Annotated in this window: 17 protein-coding genes; 9 read left to right on the plus strand and 8 right to left on the minus strand. The window is 69.3% G+C overall.

Going from position 1 to position 19,716, the window contains the following annotated elements; translation table 11 throughout:
• Positions 1 to 126: 126 nt before the first annotated feature.
• Entirely contained in the window at positions 127 to 618 is a 492-nt protein-coding gene (locus MED01_RS13855; RefSeq protein WP_238668980.1) for a MarR family winged helix-turn-helix transcriptional regulator, read from the minus strand.
• A 108-nt stretch (positions 619 to 726) separates the two neighbouring features.
• Between MED01_RS13855 and MED01_RS13860 the strand changes: the two genes are divergently transcribed.
• Genes MED01_RS13860 through MED01_RS13870 form a run of 3 tightly spaced genes read left to right on the plus strand, consistent with a single transcriptional unit; the run spans position 727 to position 3,542 of the window.
• Positions 727 to 1,776 (plus strand): LLM class flavin-dependent oxidoreductase, encoded by a 1,050-nt coding sequence (locus tag MED01_RS13860; protein WP_238668981.1) that lies wholly within the window; start codon positions 727 to 729, stop codon positions 1,774 to 1,776.
• On the plus strand, positions 1,769 to 2,797 hold the full coding sequence (locus MED01_RS13865; RefSeq protein ID WP_238668982.1) for an LLM class flavin-dependent oxidoreductase: 1,029 nt from the start codon (positions 1,769 to 1,771) through the stop codon (positions 2,795 to 2,797). Before MED01_RS13860 ends, MED01_RS13865 begins: the two co-directional genes overlap by 8 nt.
• A 28-nt stretch (positions 2,798 to 2,825) precedes the next feature.
• Entirely contained in the window at positions 2,826 to 3,542 is a 717-nt protein-coding gene (locus tag MED01_RS13870; RefSeq protein WP_238668983.1) for an NADPH-dependent F420 reductase, read from the plus strand.
• On the opposite strand, the gene MED01_RS13875 is transcribed toward MED01_RS13870, so the two are convergent.
• Together MED01_RS13875 and MED01_RS13880 are read right to left on the minus strand one after the other, a co-directional pair.
• Positions 3,539 to 4,258 carry a tetratricopeptide repeat protein gene (locus MED01_RS13875; protein ID WP_238668984.1) on the minus strand — a complete coding sequence of 240 codons (720 nt, stop codon included), beginning with the start codon at positions 4,256 to 4,258 and terminating at the stop codon, positions 3,539 to 3,541. The genes MED01_RS13870 and MED01_RS13875 overlap by 4 nt on opposite strands.
• A gap of 44 nt (positions 4,259 to 4,302) precedes the next feature.
• The gene (locus MED01_RS13880; RefSeq protein WP_238668985.1) at positions 4,303 to 5,064 is read right to left on the minus strand and encodes a GNAT family N-acetyltransferase; all 762 of its coding nucleotides are present in this window, start codon (positions 5,062 to 5,064) and stop codon (positions 4,303 to 4,305) included.
• A gap of 207 nt (positions 5,065 to 5,271) precedes the next feature.
• Here MED01_RS13880 and MED01_RS13885 point away from each other — a divergent pair, with 207 nt between their 5' ends.
• The 5 genes from MED01_RS13885 (at position 5,272) to MED01_RS13905 (ending at position 9,112) form a co-directional block, all read left to right on the plus strand.
• Positions 5,272 to 5,718 carry an iron chaperone gene (locus MED01_RS13885; protein WP_238668986.1) on the plus strand — a complete coding sequence of 149 codons (447 nt, stop codon included), beginning with the start codon at positions 5,272 to 5,274 and terminating at the stop codon, positions 5,716 to 5,718.
• A 119-nt stretch (positions 5,719 to 5,837) separates the two neighbouring features.
• Positions 5,838 to 6,353, plus strand: a complete 516-nt coding sequence (locus MED01_RS13890) for a hypothetical protein (protein ID WP_238668987.1) — start codon at positions 5,838 to 5,840, stop codon at positions 6,351 to 6,353.
• Between the two features lie 70 nt (positions 6,354 to 6,423).
• Positions 6,424 to 7,236 (plus strand): inositol monophosphatase family protein, encoded by an 813-nt coding sequence (locus tag MED01_RS13895; RefSeq protein WP_238668988.1) that lies wholly within the window; start codon positions 6,424 to 6,426, stop codon positions 7,234 to 7,236.
• A 99-nt stretch (positions 7,237 to 7,335) separates the two neighbouring features.
• Positions 7,336 to 7,740, plus strand: coding sequence for a superoxide dismutase, Ni (gene sodN, locus MED01_RS13900; protein ID WP_238668997.1), 405 nt, complete (start codon positions 7,336 to 7,338; stop codon positions 7,738 to 7,740).
• A 61-nt stretch (positions 7,741 to 7,801) separates the two neighbouring features.
• Entirely contained in the window at positions 7,802 to 9,112 is a 1,311-nt protein-coding gene (locus MED01_RS13905) for a radical SAM protein (protein ID WP_238668989.1), read from the plus strand.
• 151 nt (positions 9,113 to 9,263) lie between these two features.
• Here the strand turns inward: MED01_RS13905 and MED01_RS13910 are convergent, their stop codons facing one another.
• Entirely contained in the window at positions 9,264 to 10,817 is a 1,554-nt protein-coding gene (locus MED01_RS13910) for a pectate lyase family protein (RefSeq protein ID WP_238668990.1), read from the minus strand.
• A gap of 414 nt (positions 10,818 to 11,231) precedes the next feature.
• Here MED01_RS13910 and MED01_RS13915 point away from each other — a divergent pair, with 414 nt between their 5' ends.
• Complete coding sequence (locus MED01_RS13915; RefSeq protein WP_238668991.1) at positions 11,232 to 12,545, plus strand: hypothetical protein; 1,314 nt, start codon at positions 11,232 to 11,234, stop codon at positions 12,543 to 12,545.
• A gap of 61 nt (positions 12,546 to 12,606) precedes the next feature.
• Here MED01_RS13915 and MED01_RS13920 read toward each other — a convergent pair whose 3' ends face one another.
• From MED01_RS13920 to MED01_RS13935, 4 genes are all read right to left on the minus strand, one after another.
• A complete protein-coding gene (locus tag MED01_RS13920) occupies positions 12,607 to 13,686 on the minus strand; it encodes a hypothetical protein (RefSeq protein WP_238668992.1) in 1,080 nt (359 codons plus the stop codon).
• Positions 13,687 to 13,745: 59 nt separating this feature from the next.
• The gene (locus tag MED01_RS13925) at positions 13,746 to 14,378 is read right to left on the minus strand and encodes a hypothetical protein (protein WP_238668993.1); all 633 of its coding nucleotides are present in this window, start codon (positions 14,376 to 14,378) and stop codon (positions 13,746 to 13,748) included.
• A gap of 28 nt (positions 14,379 to 14,406) precedes the next feature.
• A complete protein-coding gene (locus tag MED01_RS13930) occupies positions 14,407 to 16,827 on the minus strand; it encodes a family 43 glycosylhydrolase (RefSeq protein WP_238668994.1) in 2,421 nt (806 codons plus the stop codon).
• A gap of 204 nt (positions 16,828 to 17,031) precedes the next feature.
• Positions 17,032 to 19,542, minus strand: a complete 2,511-nt coding sequence (locus tag MED01_RS13935) for a glycoside hydrolase family 43 protein (RefSeq protein ID WP_238668995.1) — start codon at positions 19,540 to 19,542, stop codon at positions 17,032 to 17,034.
• Positions 19,543 to 19,716 lie beyond the last annotated feature (174 nt).

The raw sequence follows: 19,716 nt of genomic DNA on the forward strand, positions 1-19,716 counted from the left end.
CGTCTCAGCCAGGGCAGGCGGATTGGCGGGTTCCTGGAGGATTGGACCACCCGAACATAGCTCTCGGCAATCGCCCGAACACTCGCCGTTATGGATGCGATATCGCCGGGAAGGTGTCCCGGTGCGTCACTGCGTGCGCAGAGCGTCGAGCTGCGCTCGCAGCGCCGCGGCGATCTCGCCCGCCGCGACGATCTGATCCGGGGTGAGGGCGTCGACGAAGAGCTCCCGGATGGCGCGCAGGTGGGGATAGGTGGCTCCCCTGAACGCCTCGGCGCCCGCCGTCGTGAGCAGCACCTCCGCCCCACGGGGAACCGTGGCGCACTCCTGGCGGCGGATGAGGCCGCGCCGCTCCATCCGCCCGAGGTGGTGGGAGAGCCGGCTCCGCTCCCACCCGATGTGCGAGGCGAGTTCGGACGACCGCATCGCCTCGCCCTCCGCCTCGCTGAGGGCGAGGAGCACCGAGTAGTCCCCGCTCGAGAGCGAGGAGTCGCCCTGTAGGCGGGACTCGAGCCGGGAGCCGAGCGCTGCCGTCGTCTCGATGAAGTCCCGCCAGATTCGTAGCTCGTCGGCGGTCGGAAGCTGGCGTCCGCCCCGCCGGCCGGGTGTGGCCTCCGTCATCGCACTCTCCCGGGAATTGACGTGTCAATCGTCAAGTTAGCATCATTGACACGTCAACCGGTAGGTCCGCTCCCGTGGGTCGCCGGCGGATTGCACGAGGAGGAGACGATGGCAGCTGCAGACTTCGAGCTGGGGCTCAACTCGTTCGGGGAGGTGGCCACCGACGGCGACCGGGTGCTGAGCGACGCCGAGACCGTACGGCTACTGGTGGACGAGGCACGGCTCGCCGAGTCGGCCGGACTCGACGTGTTCAGCGTCGGTGAGCACTACCGCGAGGGCCACAACGACTCCGCGACACCGGTGCTGCTGGCGGCGGTCGCTACGGCGACCGAGCGAATTCGCCTCGGCACCTCGGTCACAGTGCTCAGCACCAACGACCCGGTACGGCTCTACCACGAGTTCTCCACCCTCGACGCCGTCTCCGGCGGCCGCGCCCAGATCGTCCTCGGGCGCGCATCCGCTACTGAGTCGTTTCCGCTGTTCGGTTACGACCTGGCCGACTACGAGCGGTTGTTCGAGGAGAAGCTGGACCTCTTCCTGCGACTCCAGCAGGACGAACCGGTCACCTGGTCCGGCACGGTACGAAGCCCACTGACCGCCCAGCGCCTGCACCCACGGATGCGGCCCGGCGGCATCCCGACCTGGATCGGTGTCGGGGGAAGCCCGAACTCGGTGATCCGCGCCGCCCGGCACGGACGTCCGCTCATGCTGGCGATCATCGGCGGGCGTCCCCAGCGCTTCGCCGGCCACGTCGACCTCTACACCAGGGCGCTCGAACAATTCGGGCATACCCTGCAGCCAATCGGGCAGCACTCACTCGGCCTTGTCGCAGACACCGACGAGGAGGCGGTGGAGACGTGGTGGCGATACTGGCAGCCGGTCGTGGCGGCCCTGGCCGCCGAACGCGGCTTCTACAAACCGGACCGCGCGCGCTACGAGGCCGAAATCGACCACGGGGCGCTCTTCGTCGGTTCACCCGAGACGGTGGCGCAGAAGATCGCCACTGTCGCTCGCGACCTGCGGCTGAGCCGCTTCGACCTGAAGTACGACATCATGCACCTGCCCCGCGAGGCACGCGCGCGCACCATCCAACTGCTGGGCAGTGAGGTCGCGCCGCGGGTCCGGGAGCTGCTGGCTAAGGAGCCCAACCATGTCTGATCTGCTGTTCGGCCTGGACACGTTCGGCGATGTACCGCAGGACGACGCCGGCAAGCTCGTCTCCCACGCGGCGGCGATCCGGCAGGTCGTCGACGAGGCGGTGCTCGCCGACCAACTCGGGGTCGACGTCATCGCCCTGGGCGAGCACCACCGGCCGGAGTACTCGGTCTCCACGCCGGAGACGGTGCTGGCCGGAATCGCCACCCGCACCTCACGGATCCGGTTGGCCTCCGGCGTGACAGTGCTGAGTTCGGACGACCCGGTACGGGTGTTCCAGCGCTTCGCCACAGTGGACGCGCTGTCGAACGGCAGAGCCGAGGTCATCCTCGGTCGCGGATCGTTCACCGAGTCCTTCCCGCTCTTCGGTTACGACCTGCGCGACTACGACACGCTGTTCGAGGAGAAGATCGAACTGTTCGTCAAGTTGCTGGACGAGAAGCCGGTCACCTGGAGCGGCACCCTGCGTGCCCCGCTGGAGAACGCCGACGTGTTCCCGAAGACCGAATCGGGTCACCTGGACACCTGGGTCGGTGTGGGTGGCTCACCGCAGTCGGTCGTCCGCACCGCCCAGTACGGGCTGCCGCTCATGCTGGCCATCATCGGCGGCGCCCCCGAGCGCTTCGCGCCCTACATCGACCTGTACCGCCGGGCGGCCGACCAGCTCGGCACGACCGCGCACCCGGTCGGCATGCACTCGCCGGGCTTCATCGCCGACACCGACGAGCAGGCCAAGGAGATCTACTGGCCGCACTACCGGATCATGCGGGACCGGATCGGCAAACTGCGGGGCTGGCCGCCGATCCGCCGTCAGGAGTTCGACTCCGAGGTGGAGAACGGCTCCCTCTACATCGGTTCACCGGAGACGGTGGCCCGCCGGATGGCCCGTGCGATCCGCAGCCTCGGCGTCGGCCGGTTCGACCTCATCTACTCGGCCGGAGCGCAACCGGCCAGCGCCCGGATGCGCGCCGTGGAACTCTACGGCTCCAAGGTGATCCCCATGGTCCGCGACCTGCTGGCCTGATCAGCACTTCCCACGCGAGAGGACGACCATGTTCGACAACGACCGGAGCCGGCCGGCGACCATCGGCATCCTCGGGGCCGGCAAGGTGGGCACGGTGCTCGCCCGGCTCGCCGTCGCCGCCGGCTACCGGGTACGGGTGGCCGGCTCCGGCGACCCGGCGAAGATCGCCCTCACCGTCGAGGTCCTCGCGCCGGGGGCCGAGGCCACCACGGCTGTCGACGCGGCAGCCGACGCCGACGTCGTCATCCTCGCCCTGCCCCTGGGCAAGTACCGCAGCGTTCCCGCCGAGGCGTTGCGCGGCAAGCTCGTCGTCGACGCCATGAACTACTGGTGGGAGATCGACGGCGTCCGTGACGACCTCACCAACCCGCGTACCTCGTCGAGCGAGACCGTCCAGGCGTTCCTGTCCGGCTCACGCGTCGTGAAGGCGTTCAACCACATGGGCTATCACGACCTGGAGGACGAGGCGCGGCCGGCGGGGACGAGCGGCCGCAAGGCCATCGCGATCGCCGGCGACGACAACGCCGACCTCACCGAGGTCGCGGCCCTGGTGGACGCGCTCGGCTTCGATCCGGTCGTCGCCGGCCCGCTGGCCGAGGGGGTACGACTCGAACCGGGCAGCGAGTTGTTCGGCGCCAACGTGAGCGCCGACGAGGTACGCGCCATGCTCGACCGCTTCCCGGAGTCGGAGCGGGGACGGACCATCACCGCCGCCCGAGCCTCGACCGCACCCGAGGCCGCCTAGACGTCGAAGGCCGCCCGCGGTTCGAGGTGCTGGCCCACGGCGTACTGCTGGTCAAAGTCGGTCGGGCCGAGCGCCACGGTCGCTGCGGCGCGCATCCGGGCGAGGTCCGCCGCGTCGTCCGGGTCCGGCACCTGGCCGAGCGCCGCGAACGCGGCGTCCGCGACGCCGATCATCCGGGCCGCGCGGGAGTGGTCCCCCTCGGCGGTCGCGAGCGCGGCGCCGGCGACGCAGACGTACGGCACGAAGTCGGCCCACCCGTTGTCGAACACCCGCTCGCGGTTCTCGGCGAACAGCGTCCGCGCCACGTCGAGGTTGCCCAGCCCCAGCTCGCAGAATGCGAGGTTGTGATATTCGGAGTTGACCGTCTCGGGTTGGCCGAGCGCCTCGTTGAGCGCGATGCTCTCCCGGTACAGGTCCCGGGCGCGGAGCAGGTCGCCGGACATCCGCGCGACGCCAGCCAGCACGTGCCTCGGCCGTTCCTCAAGGCTGCGGTCGCCGGAGCGCAGCGCCACCTCCAGTGCCTCCCGGGCCCGGGCCTCTCCGCCCGGCAGGTCACCGCCGCGAATGGCGACCCGGGCGAGGCTGTACCGGGCCTCGACCTCGCCCGCCGGGTCGCCGGCCGCCTGCGCCCGCTCGATCTCGGCCTCGCTCATCCGCACCACGGCGTCGGTCTCGCCCCGCCGAAACGCCGAACGCACGCTCTCACTGAAGGTCATGGCCCTCTCCCCCGTCACTGGCACCGCCCGGTCGACATCGTCCGTCACCGCGCGTGGAACATGGTCCAGGTCTCCACGAGCGTGAAGCCCATCGACTCGTAGAGCGGGCGACCCATCACGCTGGTGTGCAGGTAGGCGGCATCCGCGCCGGCAGCGATGCCGTCCCGCAGAACCGTTTCGGTGATCACCCGGCCGAGGCCACGGCCCCGGGCGGACGGAACCACGGCGATGTTGAACACGCCGACCACCCCGGACGTCAGCATCCCGAGCCCGGTGCCGACGGGCTGGCCCGACTCCTCGGCCAGGTAGCCGGTGATGGGCTCGGCGTCGAGCACCGCACCGCCCGTCAGCGATCCGAAGAGGCCCTCGGGAACCTCGAAGCTCCGGGTGAGCGCGTCGGTGTAGAGGTCGTTCTCGGCGGCGCCGACCTGACGCACCGAGGGTCGCTCTGCCGAGCCGGCACGGAAGGTGAGATCGTCCGCCGCGCAGGCCAGCAGGGGCAGCTCGGCGCGTTCAAGGAGGCCGTGCCGGGCCGCGAGGCCAGCGACCTGGTCGTCCGCCTCGCCCCTGACGATGATCGACCAGTGCGCGGCCTGCCTGCCGACCTCGGTCGCCATCTCGTCGAGTGAACCGAGATCGGGCTGGGTGGACCTGTCGTAGGCCGCGTTGAGCGTCGCGACGCCGGCCTGCGTCACCCCCGCGCGGGCGGTGCCCATCTCGGCGTACCCGCCCTTCGGGGTCACTGTGCACAGCGTCTCGAAGGCGTCGAAGTACGCCGCCGCCATCCGATCGGCGCTGATGTTCATGACGGACTCCCTAGACCGGTCGTTCTGCTTCGGTCGACAACCTAGCCACCGATCACGCGGACCGGCAAATCACTGGCACGAGGCCCGCCACCTGCTGTCCGGTCTCGAACCGATCAGGAATCGAGAAGCCCGCCTGGGCCGAGCGCCCTAGCCTTTCCCCAGGTGGACGGCAGCATGCCGACCTGCACGACGATAGGGAGCCCGAGAATGTCCGCGAAGACCACTACCGTGTCCGACGGCTTCAGCGCCGAGGAGCGGGCCGCGATGAAGGAACGCGCCGCCGAGCTGCGCGCCGAGGGCAAGAAGGGCGCCAAGAAGGCGGACGGGCTGCAAGCGGTCCTCGACCGGATCGCGCAGATGGAGCCGGAGGACCGCGCGCTCGCCGAGCGGGTGCACGTGACGGTGAGCGCCGCCGCCCCCGACCTGACGCCGAAGACCTGGTACGGGATGCCCGCCTACGCGAACGAGGACGGCAAGATCGTCGTCTTCTTCCAGGACTCCGGCAAGTTCAACTACCGGTACTCGACAGTGGGCTTCCAGGACCCGGCCAACCTCGACGACGGGGACCTCTGGCCGGTGGCGTACGCGTTGCAGCAGTGGAGCCCGGCCGTGGAGAAGAAGATCACCGAGCTGGTGCAGAAGGCGATCTCCTGACCGATGCCCGCCCCCTCGTCGGCTGGCCCACGGTGCGATGATCGAGGGCCGGAGAGCCGACGGAGACGGGTGATGCGGACGATGCGGTACGGGCCGCCAGCGGTACGAGGAGTCCCCCGATGACCGGCCGGGCCGGCGAGGTGTTCGACGCTGGTCGGACGGTGTCCGACATCGAGTCGCTGCTCGCCGCGGACCTGCCCACGGACGGTGTCCCGGTCGACGAGGGAGACCCGGCCACCGGTGAGTGGACCGGCACCCGGGGTGCGGGCTTCCGGATCGCCCCGCTCTGGGAGAGCGAGGCGCTGACGGGTGTGTACGGCGCCGAATGGAACCAGGCCGAGGAGGCCGCCGAGGCGAACCTGGCCCTCGTCGTACGGGAGTTGGACCGGAGGTGGGGTGCGCACCGCAGGGTCTGCATGCGGGTGCCGCTGTTTCGGCATCAGGCCGGTGCACCAATGCCGGCGCTGTTCCAGTCGCTCAGCGACAGGGACTGCTTCGGCGATCTGACGGTCTGGGGGCCGACGGTGACCGAGGGTCGGTGGGTCGCTGTCTCGGTCAACCAGTGTGACGGCGACGCTCCCATGATCATGACGGCGGTCGTCAGTCAACTACCGATCATGGAACTGTCGGACTGACCTGCCCGGTGACCCACGGCCCGGGTGTGGGGCTGTCATCGACGTTGCCGACGGCTCCTATGGTTCGGGCATGTCGATCACAGACCAGGCGTTGGCCATCGAGGCGGCGGAAGCTGGGGGCGCAGTCGTCCGCTCCCGGTACGGCTCGGAGCTGACGCGCGTCATGAAGAGCGGCGGTGACTTCGCCACCGCTGCCGACGTCGAGGCCGAGTGGGCCATCCTCGACGTCCTGCGCGCGGCGCGTCCGGACGACGCGGTGGTGGCCGAGGAGAGCGGGCGTACGGGTACCGGCGACAACGGGCGCACCTGGCTGGTCGATCCGCTGTGCGGCACGTTGAACTTCGCCGCGCGGACCATGCTGGCCTCGGTCAACGTAGCCCTGCGGGTCGGGTCGGACGTCACGGTGGCGGCCTCGGTGGACCCGTTCGCCGCCGAGGTGTTCTGGGCCGACGGCACCGCCGCGTACGTCCGGAGCGCGGGGACTGACGAGCGACTCGTCCCCTCGGCCGAGTCGACGCTCGTCGACCTGAATCTCGACCCGCCCTTTCCCAACCGGGACGGCTTCCTGGCCGCCCGCCTGCTCACGGACGAGGGTTTCCTCGAACGGTTCCGGCCCCGGGTGGTCTCCACCAGCCTGGCCGTGGCCTGGGTCGCCGCCGGTCGCCGCGCCGCCTATGTGACCGACCGCCACGACCTGCGGAACAGCGTCCACTTCGCGGCCGGAATCGCGCTCTGCCAAGCGGCCGGCTGCGTGGTCACCGGGCTCGACGGTCAGCCGCTGCACACCGGTGGGGACGGTCTCGTCGTTGCCGCTGACGAGCGGACGCACGCCGCCCTGCTGACGCTCGTCCGGAAACAGGGCTCGCTATCGACCCGGCCTTGACATGAAGTGCGGTTGAGGTTCTAGCGTCCCTAGATGATCACGTCAGGGCCGCCGTGCCCGGACGTACGTCAGCTGAGCACCACCGTCGAAGGGATTCCGATGTTCCTGTCCCGCCTTCTCCGCCCGCGTACCCTCGCGAGCGCGCACTGCGACCTCCCCTGCGGCGTCTACGACCCGGCGCAGGCCCGCATCGAGGCCGAGTCGATCAAGGCAATCTCCGAGAAGTACCAGGCCAGCGACGACCCGGAGTTTCGCACCCGCGCGTTGCTCATCAAGGAGCAGCGAGCCGAGCTGGTGAAGCACCACCTCTGGGTGTTGTGGACCGACTACTTCAAGCAGCCGCACTTCGAGAAGTACCCCCAGCTGCACAGCCTCTTCAACGAGGCGACGAAGCTGGCGGGTGCCGGCGGCGCGAAGGGCGCTGCGGACCCGGCGGTCGCCGAGCAGCTCCTCGGCAGGATCGAGGAGATCTCGAAGATCTTCTGGGAGACCAAGCAGAACTGATCAACCGGCACCCTGTGGCACCGGCCACCCGGTTCGGCGTACCGCGTTCGGGAGGAACCGCATGACGTCGCGCACCGACCTCGTCGAAGAGTTGATGGGCCGTTTCCCACACGTGCCACGGGAGGCGGTCCTCAAGGAGGACCTGCTGCGGGGCGGGCTCGCCTTCGACGACGCGGCACTGACCGACAACGAGCACGGCGACGTCAAGCCGAAGTCGTACTTCATCTTCTCCTTCGACCACCGGACGCTCCCGGAGTTGGGGACGGCGGCGCTGCGCCGGCCACCGGAGGAGATCGTGCTCACCGGCGGCCCGTACGACCTGCGTCGTACCGTCGTGTCGGTCCGTACCAACCCCAGCTCGCCGTACCGCGTCGGCACCGACAGCGACGGTCGACTGCGCCTGTTCCTGGACGGACAGCCGATCGCCGATGTCGGGTTGCCCCCCATGCCGGCGTACTACCGCCACACCCTCGCCAACGGCAAGTCGGTGATGGAGGTCGCCCCGACGATCCAGTGGGGCTACCTGATCTACCTGACCGCGTTTCGGGTCTGCCAGTACTTCGGTGCCAAGGAGGAGTGCCAGTACTGCGACATCAACCACAACTGGCGCCAGCACAAGCAGGCCGGCCGGCCCTACACCGGGGTCAAGCCCGTCGACGAGGTCCTTGAGGCCCTGGAGATCATCGACCGGCACGACGTCGATCGCGCGTCGCAGGCGTACACGCTGACCGGTGGCAGCATCACCTCGCAGGTCAACGGGCTGGCCGAGGCCGATTTCTACGGCCGGTACGCGCAGGCGATCGAGGAGCGGTTTCCGGGACGGTGGATCGGCAAGGTGGTGGCCCAGGCGCTGCCCCGAGCCGATGTGCAGCGGTTCCACGACTACGGAATCCGCATCTACCACCCCAACTACGAGGTGTGGGACAAGCGGCTGTTCGAGTTGTACTGCCCGGGCAAGGAGCGGTACGTCGGTCGGGAGGAGTGGCACCGGCGCATCCTCGACTCCGCCGAGGTGTTCGGCCCGCGCAACGTGATCCCGAACTTCGTGGCGGGCGTGGAGATGGCCGCCCCGCACGGCTTCACCAGCGTCGACGAGGCGATCGCGTCCACCACCGAAGGGCTTGACTACTTCATGTCCCGGGGGATCACGCCCCGGTTCACCACCTGGTGCCCGGAGCCCACCACACCGCTGGGCCGGACGAACCCGCAGGGCGCGCCGCTCGAATACCACGTCCGCCTGCTGGAGGCGTACCGGGCGACGATGGACGCCCACGGCCTGTCCAGCCCGCCCGGGTACGGCCCGGCCGGGCCCGGACGGGCGGTCTTCTCGGTCAGCTCCTTCATGGACACCCTGCCGTCCACTGATTCGTGACGGACGGCCTCGGCTGGCCCGCCCGGTTCGATCCGCCGAGGAGCGGTATACCTCAGAGGCATGTTCATACCGCTGAGGTATACCGCTCACCGCCGCAGTCGGCCGAGCCACACCCCGCCGGTTCACACCGGCAGGGTTGTGACTCACCCGTCTAGCTGGCGTACGTCTCGAACTCACCGACCCGTGGCGTACCGCTGGAGCTGTTGATCCTGAAGTTGATCTTGCTCATCGCGGTGGCCGAGAAGGTGATCGAACCGGCTCCGCTGCCGGAGGCCAGGACGGCTCCGTTGTCGTTGTTGATCAGTTGCCAGGACCCGATGGAGCCCTGGGTGCCGGACGGCTCGCGGATCACCACCCGGGACACCCGGGTCGCGGAGCCCCACTTGATCGAGATCGTGCCGGTCGACCCGGCCGGCGACCAGTAGGTGCTCAGATCGCCGTCCCGCACGTTGCCGTAGCTGGTCCCGCTGGCCTTGCTGGAGCCGTCGGCGCCCGCGCCGAGGCTCAGGTTGGTCCCGCCGGTGGGCGGAGGCGTGGTGGGCGGCGGGGTCGTGGGCGGAGGCGTGGTCGGCGGCGGTGTGGTGGGCGGCGGGGTCTGCGGCGAGCAACTGCCGTCTGACACCTTCAGGCCCGTGTTGGCGCCGACCGTCTGGCGGACGACGTCCGGCACACAGCTCGCCCCGTCGAGGCGGTACGAGTACGGGATGCTGACGGTGGTGTTGGAGGTCGGGTTGGGGCCGGCGGGGTAGTTCTCGCTGCCGGCGCTGGACCAGGTCACGTTGTCGAAGACGTTGCCGGCGACCTGCCAGTAACCGCGCTCGTTCGTGTAGAAGGTGCCCAGCACGTCCTTGGAGTCGCGGAAGTAGTTGTTCTCCACCTTGGCCCTGGCCCCCGCCCGGGAGTTGATCCCGGACTCGTGCAGGCTCACGTAGTGGTTGTTGTAGATGTGGGCGACCCCGCCGCGCAGCAGCGGCGTACGGGAGTCGATGTTCTCGTAGAGGTTGTGGTGGTACGTGATGAAGCCGTTCGACAGGTCGCTCTCACTGGACCCGACGAGGCCGCCGCGACCGGAGTTGCGCAGGATGCTGTAGGACAGCGTCACGTACTGGGTGTTGTCCTTCATGTCGAAGAGGCCGTCGTACCCCTCAGACTCGCCACCCGAGGCCTCCAGGGTGACGTGATCGACCCAGACGTTGCGGACAGTGCTCTCCATGCCGATGGCGTCCCCACCGTTGGAGGTGGGCGAGCCCGACTTCTTGACGTTCCGCACCGTCACGTTCTGGATGATGATGTTGCTGGAATCGCGGATGTGGATGCCGAGCTGGTCGAAGACGGCGCTGCCGACCCCGATGATGGTGACGTTGCTGATCTGCTTGAGCTCGATCACGCCCGCCGCTGTGTTGCAGCTCGACCCCGACACCTTGCTGGTGTTGCCGTGGTTGATGGTCCCGCTGACCTCGATGGTGATCGGGGTGCTGCTGCTGGTCCGACCGCACAGAGCCGCGTGGATCGCCGTGCCCGTGGTGGCCCGTACCGTCTGCCCGCCCGCGCCTCCGGTGGTCCCGCCGTTCTGGGTGGCGTAGCCGGTGGCGCTGCCGACGGCCGCCGAGGCCTGCGGGGTCGGCAGGGCCACCACCCCGACCGCGATCACCACGGCCGCCGCGGCCAGCACTGCCTGGCGTCGCAGCACAACTGGTCGTCTCATGTCGTCTCACCTTCGCATTCGTCTCGTTACCGGCTTCGAATCGATGGACGTCGCGACCCCACCCGCCCACGGACGGAATTCAGAAATTGGCGGCAGTAAATCGCGGAGTCTTCATCAAGGTCTCTCGCGCCCTGGTAGAAGCAGGGTTGTGTCGTGTGAGCGGAGTGCGCCCGGTGACATCGCTCGCTCGACCGTCATATGAAACATCGATGTAACGCAATCGTAGGAAAGCGGTTTCCCTGAACGCAATAGCTGACGCTTGCAGGTTTGTTGCAGCGCTCGGTATTGACACCGCCGAGCCCGCCACCGATGCTCTGCTAAATCAGTTTAGCGACCGGCTGACTCCGACCCGTCCCACTCCCGGTCCCCGGGCGGATCGCTGGCTGAGGGCTCCACCCCCGAGAAAGGACCCGCATGAGACTGCGAAAAGGAATGATCCCGCTCGCCGCCACCCTCGTCCTGGCCGGCGCCTCCGGCACCGCGTACGGCAGCCCGAGCGACAGCAGGGGCGCCACCGACGGAATCCGCAGCATCACCCCGATCACCACCGTCTACACCTACGGCCAGAAGGTCTCGGCGGTGGCGATCGAGTACGGGGCCACTGTCAACCCCCGCACCCTCGACACCGCCACGTTCTCGGTGACCGACACCATCTACAACTTCCGCTTCAACCCCATCGAGGACCTGCCGACGCTCGCCGACCGGACCGTCACCCACACCTACACCAACGGGACACCAGGCACCCGTGCCGACCACCGATCGGCGCCAGGCCGGTACGTCATCGTCGAACTCGACCCCGCCGACACCGGCGGCTCGACGGTCATCGTCTCCAAGTGCCCGACGTTCCTCTGCACGGTGAAGGTCAATCCGGAGCTGCCGACCCGGGTCGTGCAGCGCAAGGACGTGCACGGCCAGCCCGGCCGTGGGGCCGGCAAGGGGCCGGTGCTCGCCCGGGCCACCCCGCGCGAATCGCGTCCGGTCACCGAGAAGCCGGTCAACCAACTGGTCGACGAGTTCACCTACGGCTCGTTCCTGAGTGGCGGAATGGTGCTGCCGTACCACTACCACCTGCCGAAGAACTACCAGCCGGGCCGCAAATACCCACTGATGGTCGTCCTACCCGGCCACGGCATGGGCTGGGACGGTGACAACCTCGGCGTCCAACTCGCCGCCGACATCCCGGCGACAGCGTGGCTCCAGCCGCAGTGGACCGGCACCGCCGAGGACGTCATCGTCCTGGCACCCCAGCACCAGCGGGTCGGTGGGGTCGCCGAGGCGGACCTGCTGGTCAAGCTGCTCGACCAGTTCGTCGGCCAGTTCGCGGTGGACACCCGTCGGGTGTACGCGACAACCGTCTCGTACGGCTCCCAGCTGCTCTGGGAGGCGTTCGCCAAGCGTCCCGACCTGTTCGCCGGCGGGTTGGTGACCGGTGGTTTCCCGGTCAGTGCCACCCAGGCGACCGCCATCGCGGCGGCCGAGGTGCCGGTGTGGATCACGCACGGCGAGCACGACCACCTGCTCAACGTCTCCGGCGCGCGTAACTCCACGTCGGTGCTGCGGCAGGCGTACGCCGCCCGGGGCAAGACGCCGGAGCAGGCAGCGGACCTGGTGCGCTACACCGAGTACGCCGACGCTGCCTTCTCGTTGCCGGACTACCACGCGGCGTTCGGGCCGACCTACGAGGACGCCGGCATCCTGCGCTGGCTGCTGGGCCAGTCCAGGTCCTGAGGCCGCGGACCGGGCGACGCCTCGCCGCGACCCGGCAGCGCGATTGCTTCGCGCCGCCGGGTCACCGGCGGGCGTCGCTCGCGTCGGGCTCGGCAGCAGCGGGCGCGCCCCCGACGAGCACTGACTCCTGACCCTCCTGCCGGCCCTCCTGCCTCGCGCGGGCCAGCAGCCCGGCCAGCCGACGCCGCCGGTGCCGGGACGCCGCCCGCAGCCCGAGGAGCAGGCCGGCGAGCAGACCCAACAGTGCGAGCTGCGCCCACGGTACGACCCAGGTGGTGACGGTGGCCGAGGCCGGTCGGAGGTCGGCCCCGGCCTGGCCGTCGCCGAGAAGCGTCGGCGAGGTGCTGACTGTGGTGCGGAGGCGCCCCAGGGCCCAGACGCCGTCGGCCCGGGTCTGCACCGTCCGAGCGCCGCCGGGCAGCAACTCCTCGACGGCGCTGGTGGCGTCGTGGCTGCTCCGGCCCAGGAGGTCGGACATCGCCACCCGACTCGTTCCGCTGACCCAGACGTTGCCGTCGTTCTCGACTGTGTAGCGGACCCGCACCGTGCCACCGGCGAAGGGGTTCCACGACGGGGAGTACGTCGCCCCGAGGCCCCGGACGGCCAGGGCAGCCTGCGCGGAGCCGTTCACCCGAAGCATCACCCGGAAGCCGACGCGGCTCTCGACGTTGACAGTGCCGCCGGTGCTGGTGACGGTAGCGGCGATGCCGGCCGGATGGTCGCCCGGTGTGGCGCCCCGGGGCACCGTGATCGTGAACGGCACCACCCGTGTCTCGTTGGGGCCGACGGTGACCTTCTCCTGCACGTCGATCCAGGTGCCGCCGTCGACGGAGGGGCGGTCGGACGACAGCATGTTGAAACGGCCCTTGTCGGTGAGGTAGCCGTCGGCCGCCTTCAGGGAGAAGGCGACGGCGGTGCGGCTGAAGTTCCGTACCGCCAGGTGTTCGGTCACCGCCTGCCCCGGGTCGAGGCTCGCGTTGATCCATCGGCGTTGGTCCGGCCCGCTCGCGGTGGCCGGTTGGACCGTCCAGGTCAGGGCCTTCGGGTCCGGTTCCGCCGCCGCCGCGCTCGGCGCGGCCGCAACCGCGAGGGACGCGACGGCGAGGACGACGAGCGCGCGGCGCAGCGGGGTGACGGTCATGAAACGGCCCTTCGGCACGGGGCTGGGCGGGGGCCCGATCCGGGCCCCCGCCCAGGCCACTACTCGAACAGTGAGAGCGTGAGCGTGGAGCTGTACGCGCCGGCGGCGACCTCCGCGGGGGTCCGCAGGTACAGGTCGGCGTTCACCGAGTACGAGTCGCTGGCGACGGCCTCGGAGTCGAAGGCCGAGACCAGCAGCTCCTGGTCGACGAGGCCGACATTGTTGCCCGGCTGGGTCGCCTCGTCCAGGCTGGTCACCACCTCCTCGCCCTCGGTGACCAGGCCGGTCTCCCCGCCGTCGAGCAGGCGCGGCTTCCAGCCGAAGTGGTCGGCGGTGATCGGCGCCTGGCCGGTGGTGCCCACGAAGTCGGTAGCGCTGCCGAGCACCGCCCAGTTGGCGCCGTCGGGCACCTCGTCGGCGACACGGGTGTCGGTGACAGTCACCGTCGGCAGCGTGCCGACGAACTGGCGAACCAGCAGGGTCGAGCCGTCCTCGGACAGCGCGACGGCGTCGCCGGCGATCGACAGGGCGAGCACGCCCGGTTCCCTGATCTCGTCGATGTCGACAGTGACCCGCACGCTGGCGTCGTCACCGGGCTCGGCCAGTGCGGGCGACGGCAGCACCGCCGCCCCGGTCAGCACGGCGCCGACGACGCCGGCCGCGAGTGTCTGCCGCCGTTTGTATGTGTTCATGTGATCTCCGTTCTCCGCCATGAGGGGGTTATCCGCCGCAGGTGCCGGCGGGGTGTTGCACGGTGCGGACTGTCGTCACGTCGTGTCCGCCGATCGCCCCGGTCACCCGGGCGGTCGCCGAACCCGCCGGCACCGACACGGCACGGCTGTTGAAGGACTGGTAGGCGTTCGCGCCCGGTGCGACGGCGGTGAACGACCGCTCGCCGTATGGCGTCTCGAGGGTGATGCCGACCGGCGCGTCGTGGTCGTTGCGCGCCTGCACCGTCACGTACGCCTTGCCGCCCACGCATCGGGTGGAGGCGGTGAGCGTGACGGGCAGGTCGAGGCTGGCCGCCGCGAAGGCCCAGTTGTCGATCTCGAAGAGGTCGACACCGGCCGGGCCGGTGTAGGTGAAGTAGACGTCGTGCACGCCGCTGACACCGTCAAGCTCGGCGGTCACCTCGGCCCACTGGCCGACCTGGCTGTCCACAGTGGCAGTGCCGACGACGGGACCGTCGACGTCGTCCAGCCGGACCTGGATCTGCCCGCCGGCGGCGAGCGCACGCACCCGCGCCGTCAGGCTCTGCGCGCCGTTGTCACCGAAGTTCACCGAGGACAGCGCCGTCCAGTCCCCGTTGTCGATGTCACGGACGACGAGGTTGGGTGCCGCGCCGCCGAACTGGGCGGAGCTGCCCTCGACCTTCGTGGTCGCGACGCCCTTGCTCCAGCCGAAGGTCTCGGCCTCGAAGACGCGGTACGGGTCGAAGTCGCGGACCTGTTCCACGCCGGCGTAGGTGCCGACGACCTGCTGGATGGTGCCGTCCGGGTTGAAGGTCAGTTCCTGGATGTGCGGGCTGCGGTACCCCTGGGTGGTGTTGCCGTTGATGCGCTTGTTCAGCGTCGGGGCGTGGTACGTGAAGTAGTACTTGCCCCCGAACTCGAACACCGACTGGTGGTTGTTACCGCCGGTGCCGGCCCCGAAGAACTGCGACTGGTTGGGGAAGAGCACACCGGCGTAGGTCTCCTTCGGCCACGACATCGGCCCGTCGGAGATCATGTAACCGATCTGGCCACCCCCCGGGTAACCGGGGAGCGGTTGCTGGCTGCCACCGAAGTCGTTCCCGCCGAAGTGCGAGGAGTACGAGAAGTAGTACTTGCCCTGGCGCTTGAAGACGTGGCCCGCCTCGAAGGCGACCGGGGCGTCGACCACAGCGGCCGTTCCCTCGGTGGAGACCATGTCGTCGCCGAGTTCGATCGACCGGATGTTCTTCGGGTTGTTGAAGCGCTCGGACGGCGGCATGCTCGTCGACGCGGGACCACCACCGAAGTACAGGTACGGCTGGCCGTCGTCGTCGACGAACGGGGCCGGGTCGAACTTCCACGCGACGGCCTCGGCGCCGGGCGTACGGCCGTCGATCAGCGTGCTGGTGCGCTCGCTGGTCCACGGGCCGAGCGGCGACGCACCCGTGATCACGTTGCTGGAGCCACCGCCGTTGGCGTAGTAGAGGAAGAACTTCTCCACCCCGTTCACCACCTTCTTGGTGATGCCCGGAGCCCACGAGTTGGCGGTGAACGGGGCCACCCCGTTCGGGCCGGCGACCTGGATCTCACCGTGGTCCGTCCAGTTCACGAGGTCCTCGGAAGAGATCACCGTGATCTGGTTGATGTCGCCGTAGTTGATCCCCGGCGAGACGCCAGTGGTCGGGTTCGGGGCGTAGCCCTGGGTGTCGTTGGTCATGTACATGTAGACCCGGCCGTCGTGCACGAGGCCGAAACCGTCAGCCCCGAACTTGTGCCCGATCAACGGGTTGTGCTCCCCGGGCAGTTTGCCGACCACCTCGATGGTCTTCGACGCGGGCGCGGGCGGCGCGGCGCCGACCACCGACACGTCGTCGAGCTTGAAGTCCATCAGGTGCACTGCGGGGTCGGTGGACGGCGTGCTCGTCCAGGGGGTCTCGAAGAACAGGCGCGCCGTCGACACGCTCTGCGTCGTCGGGATCGTGAACGTTCCGTTGAACTGCGCCCACTGGCCCTTCGTCGCCGTCACGCTGACGAGGTTGGTGTAGGTGCCCCCGCCGTAGTGCATGGTGGCGAAGAACTGCTTCGTCGCCGGTCCGCTCTCGTTCTCGTACTTGATGCGGGCCGTGAGGGTGTATGCCTGGCCGGCCTGCACCTTGCCGCTGAGGTCCTGCATCGGGCCGGACCCGGTGGTCGTCCGGCTGGTGACCAGCGCCGCGTTCGCGCCGGAGTAGGCGTCCGACGTGGCCGACAACTGGGCGCCGTCGGCGGCGTTTCCGTTGTTGACGAACCAGTTGGTCAGGCCGTCCTCGAAGCCGCCGTTGACGACGAGGTTCGTGTCGGCGGCCTGGACCGGCGCCGCCGGGGCGACGAACCCCGTGGTCAGCATCAGGCCGACCGTCGCGAGCGCTGCGACCCGTCCTCGGGTCGCCCGTCGCATTCGTTGTTCCACGAGACATCCTCCTTCATCTCTGACGTGCGGTCATCGGTGTACGGGGGATCGGTGGGTGCGCTTCCGTGGGTGGTCCGGACATCAGGGGGTCGACGACCGCCACCGGTCCGACAGTGGCCGGCGGCGCGGGACAGGTCCCGCTGTTCCGCGCCGCGCGGCCGTCGCCGGTGGTGCTGGTCGGTGAGCCGAGGGCTCGTGGTGGGGCTATCCGCCGCAGGCGTTTGCGGCGTGCTGGGCGGTGTGGACGGTGGTCACGTCCCGGCCGGCGACCGCCCCGGTGGCCCGGACCGTCGCCGAGCCGGCCGGCACCGACGACGCGCGGGTGTTGAACGACTGATAGACGGTCGCTCCCGGCCCGACGGCGGCGAACGACCGGTTTCCGTACGGGGTCTCGACGGTGATGTCGACCGGCTCGTCCGAGTCGTTGCGCGCCTGCACCGCCAGGTAGGTCCTGCCACTCAGGCAACGCGCCTCGGCGGTGGCCGTCACCGGCAGCGCCGCCAGCACCCCGAGTCGGGCCAGTTGGTGGCTGAGTGCCCGCTCCGGTGCGTCGATCTGGTTCTGGGTGCCGAACTGGCCGTCCCGTGCCGCCGTCGCCGCCGCGAGCGCGGACTGCGTCGCGGCCCAGGCGTCGGCCGGGTAGTGGCGCGGGTCGAGCGTCTGCGCGTGGGCGACGGCCGCGTCGAGGGCTGTGGTGTCCAGTGGCCGGGCCTGCGCGGTCAGCACATCGCTGAGCAGGTAGTCGTCGAAGTCGACATGGCCGCCGGTTTCCTGGGTCGCGTAGTTGAACAGGCCCACCCGGTGACCCATGAAGTGGGCGAGGCTTCCGTCGAGCGCCTGCGGGCCCACCCGGTTGCCGAGCCGGGTCCACTGGATTCCGTCCAGGCTGTAGTAGAACGTCGTCCACAGTTGCCCGACCGGCGAGGAGAAGTCGAGGTCCGCCTTCAGGTGCACCTCGGTCGCGTCGCCCAGCGACACTGTCGTGCCGGCGAGGAAGTTCTCCAGCGTCGACTGGTCGAGGTCGACCGCGAACGGCTGCGACCGGTTCACGACGCCGAGGGTGTTGACGTCACCGACCCGCTTGACCGCCACGTACGAGAATCCGCGGTTGTAGGCCGCCAGGCCCGCGACGTCGCCGTTCTTCATCCCGGAGATGTCCATCCGGGTCTGGACCGACTGTCGTGGCCCGAACGTCCGCTGCGAGAGCGTGTTGCGTGCCTCCTCGAACCACGCCAGCTCGGCCCGGTTGGACAGCTTCGTGTAGACGTACTGGCCGGTGACCACAGAGCCGGCCGTCAACCGCAGCCAGCCGTCGCGGTCGGTGAGTGACCAGTACCGGTTGTCCGGGGCATGGTTCCATTCCCACGCCAGGTCCAGCCGCGACCCGTTGGGGGCGATCTCCGCCGGGTCGAGCGGCGCGGGGACCGTCCACTGCTCGTCCTGGTACGCCTTGTGCGGCGCGTCGTTGGCGAAGTCGTCCGAGGCGACGATGCTCTTCTGCCGCTCGAACAGCTCCTCGGCCGGGCTGAGCCGGATCGGCTTGTCGAACAGGCCGTTGACCGGTACGACGCCGTTGGTGCCGAAGGTCGGCCACCCGTTCTGCCAGGTGGCGGGGATGAGTGCCGGGATCCGACCGATCGGGAACGTGTCCCGGAAGAACATGCCGTGCCAGTCGGTCCCGCCGCCCGCGCGGCTGATCGGCACCAGGCTGCCCTGCGCGAAGCCGTTGGAGTTGAGCACTCCGCGCGCCTCGTAGGTGTTGACCCCACCGGCCGAGGTGTAGCGCCCGAGCAGGTCCTTCGACCGGAACATCACCACCTGGCGGCCCTGCCCGGACGGCCAGGTGATGATGACGGCGTAGTACCAGCCGTCGATGTGGTAGACCTGCGCGCCCTCGAACAGACCGCCGATGAACGGCTGCCCGGCGTAGTTGCCGGCGGTGAAGATGTTCGGATAGTCCTGCGCGATGGCGGTCAGGCCGGCGTTGAGGCGTACGGCGCTGGTGCCGCCAGAGCCGTAGAAGATGTACGGGGTGCCGTCGACGTCGAAGAAGAGCGACGGGTCGTGCAGGCCACGGCCGAGGGCGGTGCGCTGCCACGGGCCGTTCTCGATGTCGTCGGTGCGGTAGAGGTACGCCCCGCTGAGGTTGTTGGTGTTGAAGACCGCGTAGAACGTGCCGTCGTGGTAGCGCAGCGACGACGCCCACTGGCCCTGGCCGTACGAGTTCTGGCCGTTGCGCAGTGAGAAGGAGTCGCCGATGCTCGCCCGGTCGAAGACGTAGTTGACGATCTCCCAGTTGACGAGGTCGTACGACTTCATGATCGGCGCGCCAGGGCTCAGGTGCATCGTCGTGCTGATCATGTAGTAGATGTCTCGACCCTCGTCGTTCTCGGCGGCCGGCACCCGTTCGACGCTGATGTCCGGCACGTCGGCGTTGAGCAGCGGCACCGAGTAGGTGCCGTCGCCGGTGTCGGTCGAGGTGTACGACGATCGGGGCGACCATCCGTCGGCAGCGTGCGCGGCGGCGGGGGTGGCCACCAGGATCGCACCGACGAGAACGGCCGTTGATGCGAGCGCGCACAGTGGACGGAGACGATCGGCGAGCACTGTGGACGCCAGTCGGGTCAACGTGGTGCTGGCGTGGTTGGTGGCGGCGTTCAGGCTGTTCACAGCGGATTCGCGGGCGATGTTCAGGACACGCGAGCGGACCGACACGACCAAGACGAGCTCCAAACGCGAGAGCGGCGTGAAGGCCATCGTGTTATCGCTAACAACGCCTGTCAAGACTATCAATGAAACGTGCCCGAACTATCCCCGTAACACCGCCGACCCTCCACAGTGGACCGTGGTCCCGCGCCACCCCCCAGCCTCGGTGATCATGAAGTTGTT

The sequence above is a fragment of the Micromonospora alfalfae genome (genome assembly GCF_022230925.1).
GTDB classification, from domain to species: Bacteria; Actinomycetota; Actinomycetes; order Mycobacteriales; family Micromonosporaceae; genus Micromonospora; species Micromonospora alfalfae.

What these genes read in the sequence shown, in the direction of transcription:
- MED01_RS13895 (WP_238668988.1), top strand. Translation starts at nt 6,424, where the DNA reads ATGTCGATCACAGACCAGGCGTTGGCCATCGAGGCGGCGGAAGCTGGG.
- MED01_RS13925 (WP_238668993.1), bottom strand. Translation starts at nt 14,378, where the DNA reads ATGAACACATACAAACGGCGGCAGACACTCGCGGCCGGCGTCGTCGGC.
- sodN (WP_238668997.1), top strand. Translation starts at nt 7,336, where the DNA reads ATGTTCCTGTCCCGCCTTCTCCGCCCGCGTACCCTCGCGAGCGCGCAC.
- MED01_RS13905 (WP_238668989.1), top strand. Translation starts at nt 7,802, where the DNA reads ATGACGTCGCGCACCGACCTCGTCGAAGAGTTGATGGGCCGTTTCCCA.
- MED01_RS13865 (WP_238668982.1), top strand. Translation starts at nt 1,769, where the DNA reads ATGTCTGATCTGCTGTTCGGCCTGGACACGTTCGGCGATGTACCGCAG.
- MED01_RS13860 (WP_238668981.1), top strand. Translation starts at nt 727, where the DNA reads ATGGCAGCTGCAGACTTCGAGCTGGGGCTCAACTCGTTCGGGGAGGTG.
- MED01_RS13880 (WP_238668985.1), bottom strand. Translation starts at nt 5,064, where the DNA reads ATGAACATCAGCGCCGATCGGATGGCGGCGGCGTACTTCGACGCCTTC.
- MED01_RS13890 (WP_238668987.1), top strand. Translation starts at nt 5,838, where the DNA reads ATGACCGGCCGGGCCGGCGAGGTGTTCGACGCTGGTCGGACGGTGTCC.
- MED01_RS13920 (WP_238668992.1), bottom strand. Translation starts at nt 13,686, where the DNA reads ATGACCGTCACCCCGCTGCGCCGCGCGCTCGTCGTCCTCGCCGTCGCG.
- MED01_RS13875 (WP_238668984.1), bottom strand. Translation starts at nt 4,258, where the DNA reads ATGACCTTCAGTGAGAGCGTGCGTTCGGCGTTTCGGCGGGGCGAGACC.
- MED01_RS13915 (WP_238668991.1), top strand. Translation starts at nt 11,232, where the DNA reads ATGAGACTGCGAAAAGGAATGATCCCGCTCGCCGCCACCCTCGTCCTG.
- MED01_RS13885 (WP_238668986.1), top strand. Translation starts at nt 5,272, where the DNA reads ATGTCCGCGAAGACCACTACCGTGTCCGACGGCTTCAGCGCCGAGGAG.
- MED01_RS13910 (WP_238668990.1), bottom strand. Translation starts at nt 10,817, where the DNA reads ATGAGACGACCAGTTGTGCTGCGACGCCAGGCAGTGCTGGCCGCGGCG.
- MED01_RS13855 (WP_238668980.1), bottom strand. Translation starts at nt 618, where the DNA reads ATGACGGAGGCCACACCCGGCCGGCGGGGCGGACGCCAGCTTCCGACC.
- MED01_RS13870 (WP_238668983.1), top strand. Translation starts at nt 2,826, where the DNA reads ATGTTCGACAACGACCGGAGCCGGCCGGCGACCATCGGCATCCTCGGG.